Below are 12,532 nucleotides of genomic sequence, written 5' to 3' on the forward strand. Positions count from 1 at the left end.
GACCCTGCAACGCCCCCGACATCGCGGAGGCGCCCCCCGCGGCCACTGCTCGCGGCCGGAGGTGATTCGTACCGTTCAGGGCGGTGCAACATAATGCGGCCATGCGGATCTCAGCCAGGGCGGACTACGCGGTACGTGCCGCGCTGCAACTCGCCGCGTGCCAGGACGACGGGCCGCTGAAGGCCGAGGCCATCGCGGACGCCCAGGAGATCCCGCACAAGTTCCTCGAGGGCATCCTCAACGACATGCGGCGCGGTGGTCTCGTCCTCAGCCAGCGCGGCGGCAACGGCGGCTACCGCCTGGCCCGGCCCGCCGACCTCATCAGCATCGCGGACGTCATCCGCGTCGTGGAGGGCCCCTTGGTGTCGGTACGCGGAGTGCGCCCACCGGAGCTGGCCTACAGCGGGCCCGCGGAATCGCTGCTGCCGCTGTGGATCGCCCTGCGCGCGAACGTCCGCCAGATCCTCGAGGGAGTCTCCCTGGCCGACGTGGCCGACGCCGACCTGCCCACCCCGGTCACAGAACTCGCCGCGGACCCGGCGGCCTGGACGAACCCGTAGGGGCCCTAGCGCCGATTGCGCGGATGGTTGCGTGCCATGCGTTCGTTGCCGTGCTTGTACGCGCCCGTCCAGCGGGCCATCACCAGTTGCGCGTCGCCCGACTCGACCTCGGCGAGGAACTTTTCGGCGCGCGCACCGCGCAGCGTGCCCGCGTCGCGTCCGTGATGGGTGATCTTCACGCTGGCGTCGGGGCGCTGCTCGTAAGTGAATCCGGAGGGTCTCGGCATGGCCGGATGGTAGGCATGACGTCCGCGCTTCCGTAACCGAATTTAGGCGCGGCGCCGGGCGCCGACGGGCATCGGCGGGACTTGTCCGTCCCATCTGCCGAGACTGGACGGTCCGCCCCTTGAACACCCCCTTGAAGCGACCGGAGTTCACGACCAATATTCCTATCAATCAGGTAGGGAAACTAGGAATCTGTGAGGCGTCGCCGTGACAACGCTGCTCCCCTCCGCCTCGCCGCGCGTCGTCCGGGAACTCGCCGACGATCTCGCCGTCGACGCGGACCTGCGCGACCGGGCGGGCAAGCCCCCGCTCGACGAGGTCTCGCGGCTGCGTGAGGCGGGACTGCCCGCGCTCCTGACACCCTGCGGACCGGAGGGCCGGGGCATCGGCTGGCGTGCGGCCTGTACGGCGATCAGGGACATCGCGGCGGCGGACAGCTCCATCGCCGAACTCCTCGCCCATCACCACGCCCTGTCGTGGAGCCCCCGCCTCTTCGCCCCGCCCGCGGACGCCGCAGTCCTCGAACTGCGCGCCGTACGCGGACAGTGGCTCTGGGGCGGTGACATCGAACTGCCGGACGCCCAGACGGGGACCGGCCTCGCGCTGACCCCGGCAGGCGACGGGTACGTTCTGCACGGAAGACGCCCCTCGACCGCGGGCGTCGCCGTCGCGGACCGGCTCGTCCACACGGCGCGGCGCACGAACAGCGGTGAGTGGGTGGTCGTCCAGGTGGACCCGGCCCACCCCGGCGTCCACGCGGAACCGGCGCACGATCTGCTCGGGCAGCGCCTGAGCGGCGCGGGCGGCGTCAGCTACGACGACGTACCGGTGGCCGCGCACCAGGTGCTCGGCACTGTCCCCGTCGACGAGCACGAGATCGCGCCGTTCACCGCGCTCGCCCCGCTGACCCGGCGTCTCCTGCTCGTCCAGGTCGGCCTGGGCAACGCGGAGGGCGCTCTCGCCGAGGCGCGGGACATCAGCCGTGCGCTGCCGCGCCCCGCCCCGATGGATGCGCTCGACACCGGCCGGGACTGCGGGCAGCCTCCTGCCGACCCTTACCTGCTGCTCGCGTACGGGGAGTTGGCGACGGCCGCGCACAGCGCCGCCGCCGTGGTGGACCGCGCGACGGAGGCGTTGGCCCGGGGCCTGGAGACGGGCCCCGCGCTCGACGCCGACGAGCGTGCCGACATCGCGTTCCTCGTGGCCGCGGCCGAGGCGGTCACCACCCGGTCCGCCCTGCACATCACCACCCGCGTCCTGGAACTCGCCGCGGACGCGCCCTCTCCCGCGACGGACCCCGGACTCGACAGGTTCTGGCGCAACGCCCGCGCCCTGACGGCCCACGACTCCGCCGCGCACCGCCTGCGTGACATCGGCGAGCACTACCTCAACAGCCCGCGATAGCGGGCCGCCCCGCTCCTCTCCGCGGCCGGCTTCACGGTCAGTACGATCTTCGGATACCCCCGCATCCGCAAGGCCGAGAGGGAAGCACCGTTGAACACCGGCAGCTACTACGAGCCCATCGACGAGCACCGCTATAAGCCCACCGCGCACGCCGGTGGCGCCTGGGACACCGACGAGCAGCACTTCAGCCCGCTCGGCGGCCTCACCGTGCACGCCATCGACCGGTACCTGGCCGCCCGGCCCGACAGCGGCCTGGTCATGTCGCGGATCAGCTTCGACATCCTGGGCCGCCTCGCCCTCGACGAGTGCGAGATCCAGGTGGAGACCATCCGCCCCGGCCGCACCATCGAACTGGTCGAAGCCGTCGTACTCATGGCCGGCCGTCCGGTGGTGCGGGCCCGTGCCTGGCTCCTCGCCTCCGGGGACACCAGTTCCGTCGCGGGCGGCGGGGACGACAAGCTCACCTCTCCCGAGGCGCTGGAGTCCTGGCCCATGGCTTCCTTGTGGCCGGGCGGCTACATCGCCTCCGTCGACGTCCGGCCCGTCACTCCCCCGCGGCCCGGCCGTACGACGGCGTGGATCTCCACCCCCCTCGACCTCGTCGCCGGGCAGCCCGCGAGCCCCCTCGCGTCGTACGTCGCGCTGGTGGACACCGCCAACGGCATCGCCGTACGCCAGCCGCCCACCGCCTGGATGTTCCCCAACGTCGACCTCACCGTTCACCTGCACCGACAGCCCGAGGGCGACTGGACGGGGCTCGACACCACGGTGACGTTCGGCCCGACGGGCCAGGGCATCACCAGCACGGTCCTGCACGACATCCACGGCCCCATCGGCCACGCCCAACAGATGCTCACCGTCCGGCCCCTGTAGCTCCGCGTACGTCCCGAAACGCACCCATGCGACGCGCATGTCGTGTCCACGACATCGTCACACAGTCGACCCACAACGTTCATACAGTGAAGCGCTCAACCGTGCCACTCTCCCGTTGGCCCACTTGTCAACTCGCGTAGAACGCGGGTCCTGTTGGAAGGATCCGCGGGTGCGCGCGAGTCTCCGGGAGAGGACACCCCCCACATGCCCGTCCCCCACATACGTCACTGGAAACCGCTGGCCATGACGGCGGCCGCGGTCCTCGTCGGGATCACCGTCCCGGCTGCCGCCGACGCCGCGACCACGGCCCCCACGCCGCCCGCCGCGTCCGCCGGCGCCTACGACGACACGTACTACAAGGACGCGCTCGGCAAGACCGGTCCGGAGCTGAAGAGCGCCCTGCACACCATCGTCAGCGACCAGACCAAGCTGTCGTACGACCAGGTCTGGAACGCCCTGAAGGTCACCGACGAGGACCCGGCGAACAGCGGCAACGTGATCCTGCTCTACACCGGCCGCTCGCAGAGCAAGGACAGCAACGGCGGCGACCCGGACCAGTGGAACCGCGAGCACGTGTGGGCCAAGTCCCACGGCGACTTCGGCACCGCCACCGGTCCCGGCACCGACATCCACCACCTGCGCCCGACGGACGTGTCCGTCAACAGCACCCGCGGCAACAAGGACTTCGACAACGGCGGCAGCGAGGTCGGCGAGGCGCCCGGCAACTACACCGACGCCGACTCCTTCGAGCCCCGCGACGCCGTCAAGGGCGACGTGGCCCGCATGATCCTCTACATGGCCGTGCGCTACGACGGCGAGGACGGCTTCGCCGACCTGGAGCCCAACGACAAGGTCGACAACGGCAGCGCCCCCGCCATCGGGCGCCTCTCCGTGCTGAAGCAGTGGAGCGACGAGGACCCGCCGGACGCGTTCGAGAAGAACCGCAACCAGGCCATCTACGACCAGTTCCAGCACAACCGCAACCCGTTCGTCGACCACCCCGAGTGGGTCGGCGCGATCTGGTAGAGCACACGGCGGCCAACGGTTGTGGCAGCGACGGGACACCGGCCGCTGCCACAAACCCCGCTGACGTGACGTCAGGAGACCACGTCACCCAGCGGCTTGCCCTCCAGATGACCCGCGACGTTCTGGATCGCGGCGAGACCGATGCGCACCAGCGTCTCGCGGGTCACGCCCGCCACATGCGGCGAGAGCACCACGTTCGGCGCCTTCAACAGGCGCAGGGCCGCGGTGGGCGGTTCGGGGTCGAAGACGTCGATGCCCGCACCGGCCAGCTTCCCGGCGGTGAGCGCGTCGGCGAGGGCGTCCTGGTCGATGAGCGCGCCCCGCGCCGTGTTGATGACGAAGGCCGTCGGCTTCAGGAGGGCGAGCCGCTCGGCGTCCAGGAGATGGCGCGTCCGCTCGGTGAGCGGGGCGTGCAGGCTGACGTAGTCGGACGTACGGAGGAGTTCGTCGAGCTCGACGTGGCGCGCGCCCCCGAGGCGGGCCTCCGTCTCCGCGTCCAGGGCGCGCGGCCCCGCGTAGACGATGCTCATGTCGAACACGACCGCGCGGCGTGCGACTTCCTCGCCGATGTGGCCGAGCCCGACGATGCCGAGCGTCTTGCCGGAGAGTTCCGTGATGGACTGCTGGAGGCGCGGAAGCGCCCAGTCCGCCTCGGTCAGCGCGGTGTGCGCCGGGATCAGCTGCTTGGCGAGGGCGAGCATGAGGGCGAAGGTCTGCTCGGCCACGTTCTGCTTCTCGGCGCCGCTGGAGCCGATCGAGCAGACGGAGATCCCGCGCGAGCGGGCCGCCTCCAGGTCGACGTAGTCGAAGCCGTGGCTCGCGCACTGGACCACTTCCAGGTCCGGGGCCGCCGCGATGTGCTCGGCGGTGACCGGCGCGAGGCCGGTGATGATGACGTGTGCCGCGCGCAGGGCGGCCAGGTCCTCGTCGGCCGACTCGACGACGGTGACGTGCGCCGTCCCGGGCAACAGCCCGGCGAGGGCGCCTCCCGCCGCGCGGCCGCCCACGTGGGGCGAGACGATGGCGAGGACGTTCTTCACGGCGGTCATGCGGTCTCCTCGATCAGGTCGTCGGGGGTGAGGGTGGCGGGCCCGGCGTGCCCGGCCAGGGCCAGGGTGAGGTCGAGTTCGGCGAGCAGACAGCGGATCACGTGGTCCACGCCCGCCTGCCCGTCGAGGCCGAGCCCATAGGCGTACGGCCGGCCCACCAGGACGGCCTCGGCGCCCAGGGCGAGCGCCTTGAAGAGGTCGTCACCGGTGCGGACACCGCTGTCGAACAGGACGGAGAGCCGGTCGCCGACCGCCTCCACGACGCGGGGCAGCGCGTCGGCCGCCGCGACGGAGCCCGCCACCTGGCGGCCACCGTGGTTGGAGACCACCACGCCGTCCATGCCCACGTCGGCGGCGCGGCGCGCGTCGTCCGGATGCAGGATGCCCTTGAGCACGATCGGGCCGTCCCAGTTCTCGCGCAGGAACGCCAGGTCGGGCCACGTCTTCGCGGGGTCGGCGAACATGCCGACGAAGTGCATCACAGCCGCGTTCGGGTCCTCGTGCACCGGCTTGGCGAGGCCTGCCTGGAACGCGGGGTCGCTGAAGTAGTTGGCGGTCCCCACGCCGTGCAGGAAGGGCAGATACGCCTGGTCCAGGTCGCGCGGCCGCCAAGCGAGCAGCGGGGTGTCGAGCGTGACGACGAGCGCCGTGAAGCCCGCGGCCTTCGCCCGGTCCAGGAAACTCTTGGTGACGTCACGGTCCTTGGCCCAGTAGAGCTGGAACCACCGCTGCGCGTCGCCCATCTCCTTGGCGACCTGCTCCATGGGGGTGCTGGAGGCCGAGGACAGGATGAACGGGACGCCGCGGGCCGCGGCCGCGCGGGCGGCGGCGGACTCGCCCTCCGGATGCATGATCGACAGGACGCCGATGGGCGCGAGGGCCAGCGGCGCGGGCAGCCGGTGGCCGAGCACCTCCACGGACAGATCACGTTCGTGCACGTCACGCAGCATGCGCGGCACGATGCGGCGCCGTTCGAGGGCCTCGCGGTTGGCGCGGGCGGTGCTGCCGTTGCCCGCGCTTCCCGAGACGTAACCGACCGGCCCCGGGCCCAGGCGCTGCTCGGTCAGCTCCTCCAGGCGGGTCAGGTCGGTGGGCAGGCGGGGTACGGCGCCAGTCATGCCGTTGAGGTAGATCTCGTACTGGAAGTCCGCCCAGTTCGGCGTCGTCGTCATGTGGTGGGTCCCGTCCGGTGGCCTGGAGACTGCGTGCGACTGCGTGCGACTGCGTGCGACTGCGGAAGACAGCGAGGCCGCGAGACTGCGAATGACCGCACTGCCTACCGACGATCCTTGCCACAGTGACAAGCCCCGTCCATGGTCGTACGCACCCTTTTCCGATGGGACCATCACCTTGTGACAAACAAGCGGGAACGCGTCCGGCAGGAACTCCTGGCCGATGCACGCCTCGTCGAGGCGGTCGTCGACGCGGTGCACGAGCAGGTTCCGGCGTACACGGCGCTGGACGGCAGCAGGTTCCCCGAGGTGCGGGCCATCGCGGCCTGGGCGACGGACCGTCTCCTCGACCACTGGGTGACGGACGGTGCGATCGGTGACGCCGATCTGCGGCGCTTCCGGGGGATCGCGGCGGCGCGGGCGGCGGACGGCCGCCCCTTGCAGGCCGTGCTCCGCGCCTACCGCGTCGCGGCCGCCGTCCTCGCGGACGAGGTCGCGGCCCGCGCGCCGCAGTTGTCCGCGCGGGACGCCTTCGCCCTGACCCGACTGCTGCTCACCGCCATGGACACCCTCTCCGAGGAGATGACGACGGCGTACGCGGCCACCAGCGAGCGCCTCGCCGGTGACCGCGACAGGTCACTCCAACTGCTCCTCGACGACCTGATCGCCGGCCGGCACGCCTCGCTGGGCGCGCTCGGGGCACGAGCCTCCCGCCTGGGCGTGCAACTGCCGGAGCGTTACTGCCTGTTGGTGGCGGAAGCGGCGGACTCCGGAGACCCGGACAGCCACCCGTCCGACATCTCCCTCCCCACGTCGACGGCCCTGCTCGCGACCCTCGGCGGTGAGGGGGCGCGGAGAACACCGCCGGCGACGACGTCCCTGGCCACGACCCACGGGTCGCGTGCCGTGCTCCTCCTCCCCGCCGCCTCCGCCGACGCCGTGCCGGAGGTCCTGCGCAAGCACGCCTGGCGCGGCTGCGTGATCTCGGGCGAGAGCCTGGACCGCGTGGCCGTCGCCCACCGGCTCGCCGCGGGCGCGCTGGACACCGCTCCCCCGCACGCCCACCACCCCGACCGGGTCCTCACCGACGCCGACGCGCACGTCCTCGCCCTCCTCGCGGGTCACCCCGTGACGAGCCCCGACCAGATCGGCCGCATCGTCCTCGGCCCGCTCGTCGACGGCGCCCGACGCCACCTCCTGGACGCCCTCACCGCGTACCTCGACACCGGCTCGGCGAACGCCGCCGCCCGCGCACTCGACCTCCACCCCCAGTCCGTCCGCTACCGCCTGCGCCGCGTCCGCGACATCACGGCCCGCGATCCCCAGGACCCGTGGCAGCGCCTCACGCTGGACGTCGCGCGGACGATCGTGCGCGAGAGCCGGGGCGGACAGGGCCCCGGCCGCTGACGGCAAGGAGGGCGCACGGACCTGCCCCCCTTGCGCTCGGGCTCTCCTCCCCGGCGCGCGCCGGCCGCTCAACGCCCCCGCTCACAGGTCGAGTTCACCTATCCGGATTGATCACCTCCGCCTCTGTTGTGCCGCTTCCGACGATCAGGCGAACCTCGTTGGCATCGACTGGCGCGCCTGCACGGCGTGCCGAGAGGAGACACATGCCCAGGTCGTTCAGCGGTACGGAATTCCTGCAGGCACTCGCGTCGGACACGGTCCGCGAGCAACCCGCCCTCATCGGGATGGTCAAGAAATCCGAGGACGGCGCGGACAGCGTCCAGTTCGCTCCCGGTACGACGTGCCAGGACTGGACGACCATCCCCGTCGGCCTCATCGACCGGGTGGAGCTGTTGCGCCAGGTCCCCTGCGACGACCACACGCACAGCCTCGTCCAGCTCACCCTCAAGGAGTCCGACTCCCCCGAACACGCGGTACTGGCCACGCTGCTCGCCCACTACGCGCGCGCCGGCGCCGCACCCGCGCCCTCGCCGTGCGGAACCCCGGCTCACACCCAGCCCCCTCCGCCGGGCCCGCAGACCCCGCCACGGCCTCCCCAGCACCCCAGGCCGCACGGCCCGGCAGCGGCGGCCCCAGGAGTGCGCGGCCCGGGAGTCCAGAGCCCGGCCGCGCCTCCCCTCACCTGGGGCGTCTCCCCGCAGGACACGCCACCCGATGCCACGCCCCGGGCCCAGGCCCAGTGCGTGGACGGCAGTTCGGCCTGCGTGAGCGACGGGTACGGGGGCTACACCTGCCTGGCCTGCTGTCACGGCGGCTGGCACGACATCGGCCCCTGTCTGTACGGCAAGTGGTTCGGCTGCAACGGGACCAACTACAACGCGTACAACTGCTGGCCCATCGCCTGATCCCAACCCTCCGCGACGGACGGATCGGACGGGCTACCTGCGCCGCCACTCCTCGGCGAGCAGTTCGTAGGAGCGCACCCGATCGGCGTGGCCGTGGGTGATGGTCGTGATGAGCAACTCGTCGGCGCCGGTGGCTTCCTGGAGTTGTTCCAGGAGGTCGGCGACGCGGCCCGGGGAGCCGGTGAACTGGCTTTCGGTGCGGTCCTCGACCAAGGCGCGGTCCGCGTCGGTCCATACGTGCGCGCGCGCCTCCTCCGGTGTGGGGTACGGGATGGCGCCCTCGGCCGTGCGGATGCTGCGGACCCAGGGGGCGTAGCCCGCGGCGAGTTCGCGGGCGGTTTCGTCGTCCTGAGCGACGACCACGTCGGCGGAGACGCTGACGTAGGGCTTGTCCAGGACGTCGGAGGGTGTGAACGCGGCGCGGTAGCCTTCCGCCGCTTCGAGCACCGTGCCCGGGCTGACGTGGTAGTTCGCGGCGAAGGGCAGCCCGCACCGGCCCGCCACGTCGGCGCTCTGGCCGCCGCTGCTGCCCAGGATCCACACCTGGATGTCGGCGCCCTCGCCGGGGACGACGTGCGCTTCGACGCCGTCGTTCGAGCGGTACGTTCCCGCGAGCAGGGCGAGGATGTCGTCGACCTGCTCGCCGTAGTCCTGCGCCTGGGCGTGCGGCTGCTGGAGCAGCTTGCGCTGGAGGGCGACGCGGGGCGAACCGAGCAGATGCTCGTAGGAGAAGCGCGCCGGGATCCGCAGACCATTGGGGGCGCGGCCGTCGACGACGGGGGTCGCGGTCGGCGGCGCGGCGGCGGGCGTCGCGGGGGGCTTGCCGCCGGAGCGGCCGAGCCCGAGGTCGAGGCGCCCGGGGTGCAGCGCGTCGATCAGGCCGAACTCCTCGACGGTGGAGAGCGCGGTGCGGTGCCCGAGCTGTACGGCGCCTGCCCCGAGCCGGATGGTGGAGGTCGCGGCGGCGGTGAGGGCGAGGACCACCGCGGGTGAGGTGCCCGCCACGCCCGGGTTGAGGTGGTGCTCGGCGAACCAGTAACGGGCGTACCCGAGTTGCTCGGTCCGCCGGGCCAGGTCGATGGAGTGGTGCAGCGCCTCTGTCGCGGTGGAGCCGGACGAGACCGGAACCAGGTCCAGGACGCCGAGAGGGATCTGTGACATGGGTGTGGTCCTCCTCAGTGGCCGGCCGACGCGGGCACGGGCTCGGGTGCGCCCGCGTCCGCAGCCGCATCGGGGTGGGCCAGGCCCAGGTGGTCGCGCAGGGTGGTGCCCTCGTACTCCGTGCGGAAGACGCCGCGCTCCTGGAGCAGCGGGACCACGGTGTCGGCGAAGGCGTCGAGACCACCGGGGGTGAGGTGCGGGACGAGGATGAAGCCGTCGGCGGCGTCGGCCTGGACGAAGGAATTGATCGTCTCGGCGACGGTGGCCGGGGAGCCGACGAAGGACTGGCGGTTGCCGGTCTCGATGACCAGGTCGCGGATGGACCAGTTGTTCGCGGCGGCGAGCTCACGCCATTCCCGGGCGGTGGCCAGCGGGTCGCGGTACATCCGCACCTGGGCCCGGCCGCGGGCGATGGTGTGCTCGCCGGGGTCCGGGTCGATGTCGGGCAGCGGGCCGTCCGGGTCGTAGGCGGCGAGGTCGCGGTTCCAGACGAATTCCAGGTGCTTGATGGCGGTGGCGCCGCTGACCTGGAGGCGCCGCACCTCCCGGGAGAGTTCCTCCGCCTCGGCGTCCGTGTCCCCGAGGACGAAGGTCGCGGCGGGCAGGATGAGCAGCTGGTCGTGGGTGCGGCCGTGACGGGCGAGGCGTCCCTTGACGTCGGTGTAGAACGCCTGCCCTTCCTTGAGCGTGCTGTACCGGCTGAAGATCGCGTCCGCGCCGGAGGCCGCGAACTCCCGCCCCTCCTCCGAGTCCCCCGCCTGGAAGATGACCGGCCGCCCCTGAGGGCTGCGCGGAACGTTGAACTGTCCCTGGATGTCGAAGTGTTGCCCCTGGTGGACGAAGGCGCCCGCCCGGGCGTCGCGCAGGAAGGTGCCGGTGGCCTGGTCGGCGACGATCTCGTCCCCGCGCCAGGAGTCGAAGAGCTCGTTAGCCGTGGCCAGGAACTCCTTGGCCCTGGAGTAGCGCTCCTCCTGCGGGAGGAATCCGCCGCGGCGGAAGTTCTCGCCGGTGAAGGCGTCCCAGGAGGTCACGACGTTCCACGCGGCGCGTCCGCCCGAGAGATGGTCGAGACTGGCGAACTGGCGCGCCACCTCATAGGGCTCGTTGAAGGTGGAGTTGATGGTGCCGGTCAGGCCGAGGTGTTCGGTGACGGCGGCGAGCGCGCCGAGGACGGTGAAGGTGTCGGGCCTGCCGACGACGTCCAAGTCGTATATTTTTCCGCCCTGTTCACGCAGTCGCAGCCCCTCGGCGAGGAACAGGAAGTCGAACTTGGCGCGCTCGGCGGTCCGCGCGAAGTGCGCGAAGGAGCTGAACTCGATGTGACTGCCGGCCTCGGGGTCGCTCCATACGGTGGTGTTGTTGACGCCGGGGAAGTGTGCCGCGAGGTGGATCTGCTTGAGCGGCTTGTCCGGTGATTTGCTCATGGCGGGGGTCCTTCCGGCTCAGGCGGTGGCGGCCGCGTAGCGGCTCGCGGGGCGGGCGAGGCCGAGCAGGCCGCGCAGCGTGTCGGCTTCGTACGCGCGCCTGAAGGCGCCGCGCCGCTGCAGCTCGGGCACCAGGCCCTGGGTGATCGCCGGGAGGTCGTGGCCGACGACGGCGGGACGCAGCCGGAATCCGGTGAACCCGGACTGCCCCAACTCGACCAGCACATCGGCCAGTTGGGCGGGCGTGCCGGTGAACACCTGCGCGTCACTGCTGTACGGGTGACCCGCGAGGGAGTCCAGCCGCTCGCGGCGATCCGAGGCGGCGCCCGCGTCGTCGTCGAGGAACACGACCAGGTCACCGAAGAGGTGCAGGGGCTCGTCGGCACGCCCGGCGGCGTCCTGTTCGCCGCGGACCGCGCTGACGACGGCGCGTGCGTGCCCGGCGTCGCGCGGAGTGACGTATCCGATGTCGGCCGAGCGGCCGAGCAGCCGGAACGGCGCGTGGGTCGGGGACTCGTGGGCGAGCGCGCTGACGACCGGCTGGCCCTGCGGCGGCCTGGGCGTGATCGAGGGGCCCCTGACGCTGAAGTGCTTGCCCTCGAAGTCGACGTAGTGCAGCTTGTCGCGATCGATGAAGCGGCCGGTGGCGACGTCCCGGATCTCCGCGTCGTCCTCCCAGCTGTCCCAGAGGCGGCGCACCGCCTCGATGTGGTCGGCCGCCTCGTCGAAGAGATCGGCGGTCAACTCCCTTACGTCCGGCCGTTCGAGGTCCTCGATGCCGAAGGCGGGAAACGTGCGGCGTCCGAAGTGCGCGGCCTCGTTCCGGCGCGCCGACACCTGCACGCGCAGGCCCGCGCGGCCCGTGCTCACGTAGTCGAGCGTGGCGATCGCCTTGGATATGTGGAAGGGCTCCGTGTGCGTGGCCACCACCGTCGGCACCAGACCGATGTGGCGGGTCAGCGGGGCGACGCGGGCGGCGATGAGAACGGCGTCGAGCCTGCCGCGGACTTGATCGGTACGCGCGTCGGGTTCGGTGAGGTGCGAGGACTGCGGGCCGAGGCCGTCCTCGATGGTCACGAAGTCGAGGAGGCCGCGTTCGGCCTCCGTGACCAGCTCGGCCCAGTACCGGGCAGTGAACAACTCCCTTGGGCGGGACACCGGTTCACGCCAGGCGGCCGGGTGCCAGCCCGCCCCGTCGAGCGCGACGGCGAGGTGCAGCGCGTCGGAAGAAGCCGAGGGAGCGGGAGAGCTCAGACGGGAAGAGGGCAGAGGGGATGAAGGTGATGACGACACGAGAGGGGTGCCTTCCTGAACGACCGTACGAGA

General features: G+C 71.8%; 12 protein-coding genes. 6 read left to right on the forward strand and 6 right to left on the reverse strand.

Annotated features, from left to right (window positions below; translation table 11 throughout):
• The first annotated feature begins 101 nt into the window (after nucleotides 1–101).
• The gene (locus ACWFRU_RS12750) at nucleotides 102–560 is read left to right on the forward strand and encodes an RrF2 family transcriptional regulator (protein WP_453686182.1); all 459 of its coding nucleotides are present in this window, start codon (nucleotides 102–104) and stop codon (nucleotides 558–560) included.
• Between the two features lie 5 nt (nucleotides 561–565).
• On the opposite strand, the gene ACWFRU_RS12755 is transcribed toward ACWFRU_RS12750, so the two are convergent.
• A complete protein-coding gene (locus ACWFRU_RS12755) occupies nucleotides 566–787 on the reverse strand; it encodes a hypothetical protein (protein ID WP_453686184.1) in 222 nt (73 codons plus the stop codon).
• 205 nt (nucleotides 788–992) lie between these two features.
• Here ACWFRU_RS12755 and ACWFRU_RS12760 point away from each other — a divergent pair, with 205 nt between their 5' ends.
• The 3 genes from ACWFRU_RS12760 to ACWFRU_RS12770 all read left to right on the forward strand — a co-directional run bounded on the left by ACWFRU_RS12760 (nucleotide 993) and on the right by ACWFRU_RS12770 (nucleotide 4,088).
• Nucleotides 993–2,189, forward strand: coding sequence for an acyl-CoA dehydrogenase (locus ACWFRU_RS12760; RefSeq protein ID WP_453686186.1), 1,197 nt, complete (start codon nucleotides 993–995; stop codon nucleotides 2,187–2,189).
• Nucleotides 2,190–2,279: 90 nt separating this feature from the next.
• Nucleotides 2,280–3,062, forward strand: coding sequence for a thioesterase family protein (locus tag ACWFRU_RS12765; RefSeq protein WP_453686188.1), 783 nt, complete (start codon nucleotides 2,280–2,282; stop codon nucleotides 3,060–3,062).
• Between the two features lie 204 nt (nucleotides 3,063–3,266).
• Complete coding sequence (locus ACWFRU_RS12770; protein ID WP_453686190.1) at nucleotides 3,267–4,088, forward strand: endonuclease I family protein; 822 nt, start codon at nucleotides 3,267–3,269, stop codon at nucleotides 4,086–4,088.
• 71 nt (nucleotides 4,089–4,159) lie between these two features.
• Here ACWFRU_RS12770 and ACWFRU_RS12775 read toward each other — a convergent pair whose 3' ends face one another.
• Nucleotides 4,160–5,137: a 2-hydroxyacid dehydrogenase gene (locus ACWFRU_RS12775; protein WP_453686191.1), complete on the reverse strand. Its 978-nt coding sequence runs from the start codon at nucleotides 5,135–5,137 to the stop codon at nucleotides 4,160–4,162.
• On the reverse strand, nucleotides 5,134–6,309 hold the full coding sequence (locus ACWFRU_RS12780; RefSeq protein WP_453686193.1) for a lactate 2-monooxygenase: 1,176 nt from the start codon (nucleotides 6,307–6,309) through the stop codon (nucleotides 5,134–5,136). Before ACWFRU_RS12780 ends, ACWFRU_RS12775 begins: the two co-directional genes overlap by 4 nt.
• A 180-nt stretch (nucleotides 6,310–6,489) precedes the next feature.
• Here ACWFRU_RS12780 and ACWFRU_RS12785 point away from each other — a divergent pair, with 180 nt between their 5' ends.
• Together ACWFRU_RS12785 and ACWFRU_RS12790 are read left to right on the forward strand one after the other, a co-directional pair.
• The gene (locus ACWFRU_RS12785; RefSeq protein WP_453686195.1) at nucleotides 6,490–7,716 is read left to right on the forward strand and encodes a PucR family transcriptional regulator; all 1,227 of its coding nucleotides are present in this window, start codon (nucleotides 6,490–6,492) and stop codon (nucleotides 7,714–7,716) included.
• Nucleotides 7,717–7,919: 203 nt separating this feature from the next.
• Nucleotides 7,920–8,621, forward strand: coding sequence for a hypothetical protein (locus ACWFRU_RS12790; protein ID WP_453686197.1), 702 nt, complete (start codon nucleotides 7,920–7,922; stop codon nucleotides 8,619–8,621).
• A 33-nt stretch (nucleotides 8,622–8,654) separates the two neighbouring features.
• Here ACWFRU_RS12790 and ACWFRU_RS12795 read toward each other — a convergent pair whose 3' ends face one another.
• The 3 genes from ACWFRU_RS12795 to ACWFRU_RS12805 are packed head-to-tail and all read right to left on the reverse strand — an operon-like array spanning nucleotide 8,655 to nucleotide 12,499.
• Nucleotides 8,655–9,782, reverse strand: coding sequence for an LLM class flavin-dependent oxidoreductase (locus tag ACWFRU_RS12795; RefSeq protein ID WP_453686199.1), 1,128 nt, complete (start codon nucleotides 9,780–9,782; stop codon nucleotides 8,655–8,657).
• Nucleotides 9,783–9,796: 14 nt separating this feature from the next.
• Entirely contained in the window at nucleotides 9,797–11,206 is a 1,410-nt protein-coding gene (locus tag ACWFRU_RS12800) for an NtaA/DmoA family FMN-dependent monooxygenase (RefSeq protein ID WP_453686201.1), read from the reverse strand.
• A gap of 18 nt (nucleotides 11,207–11,224) precedes the next feature.
• Nucleotides 11,225–12,499 (reverse strand): LLM class flavin-dependent oxidoreductase, encoded by a 1,275-nt coding sequence (locus tag ACWFRU_RS12805; RefSeq protein WP_453686203.1) that lies wholly within the window; start codon nucleotides 12,497–12,499, stop codon nucleotides 11,225–11,227.
• Between the last annotated feature and the right edge of the window lie 33 nt (nucleotides 12,500–12,532).

The sequence above is a fragment of the Streptomyces sp. NPDC055099 genome (assembly GCF_053607685.1).

What these genes read in the sequence shown, in the direction of transcription:
- ACWFRU_RS12750 (WP_453686182.1), top strand. Translation starts at nt 102, where the DNA reads ATGCGGATCTCAGCCAGGGCGGACTACGCGGTACGTGCCGCGCTGCAA.
- ACWFRU_RS12755 (WP_453686184.1), bottom strand. Translation starts at nt 787, where the DNA reads ATGCCGAGACCCTCCGGATTCACTTACGAGCAGCGCCCCGACGCCAGC.
- ACWFRU_RS12770 (WP_453686190.1), top strand. Translation starts at nt 3,267, where the DNA reads ATGCCCGTCCCCCACATACGTCACTGGAAACCGCTGGCCATGACGGCG.
- ACWFRU_RS12775 (WP_453686191.1), bottom strand. Translation starts at nt 5,137, where the DNA reads ATGACCGCCGTGAAGAACGTCCTCGCCATCGTCTCGCCCCACGTGGGC.
- ACWFRU_RS12780 (WP_453686193.1), bottom strand. Translation starts at nt 6,309, where the DNA reads ATGACGACGACGCCGAACTGGGCGGACTTCCAGTACGAGATCTACCTC.
- ACWFRU_RS12790 (WP_453686197.1), top strand. Translation starts at nt 7,920, where the DNA reads ATGCCCAGGTCGTTCAGCGGTACGGAATTCCTGCAGGCACTCGCGTCG.
- ACWFRU_RS12795 (WP_453686199.1), bottom strand. Translation starts at nt 9,782, where the DNA reads ATGTCACAGATCCCTCTCGGCGTCCTGGACCTGGTTCCGGTCTCGTCC.
- ACWFRU_RS12800 (WP_453686201.1), bottom strand. Translation starts at nt 11,206, where the DNA reads ATGAGCAAATCACCGGACAAGCCGCTCAAGCAGATCCACCTCGCGGCA.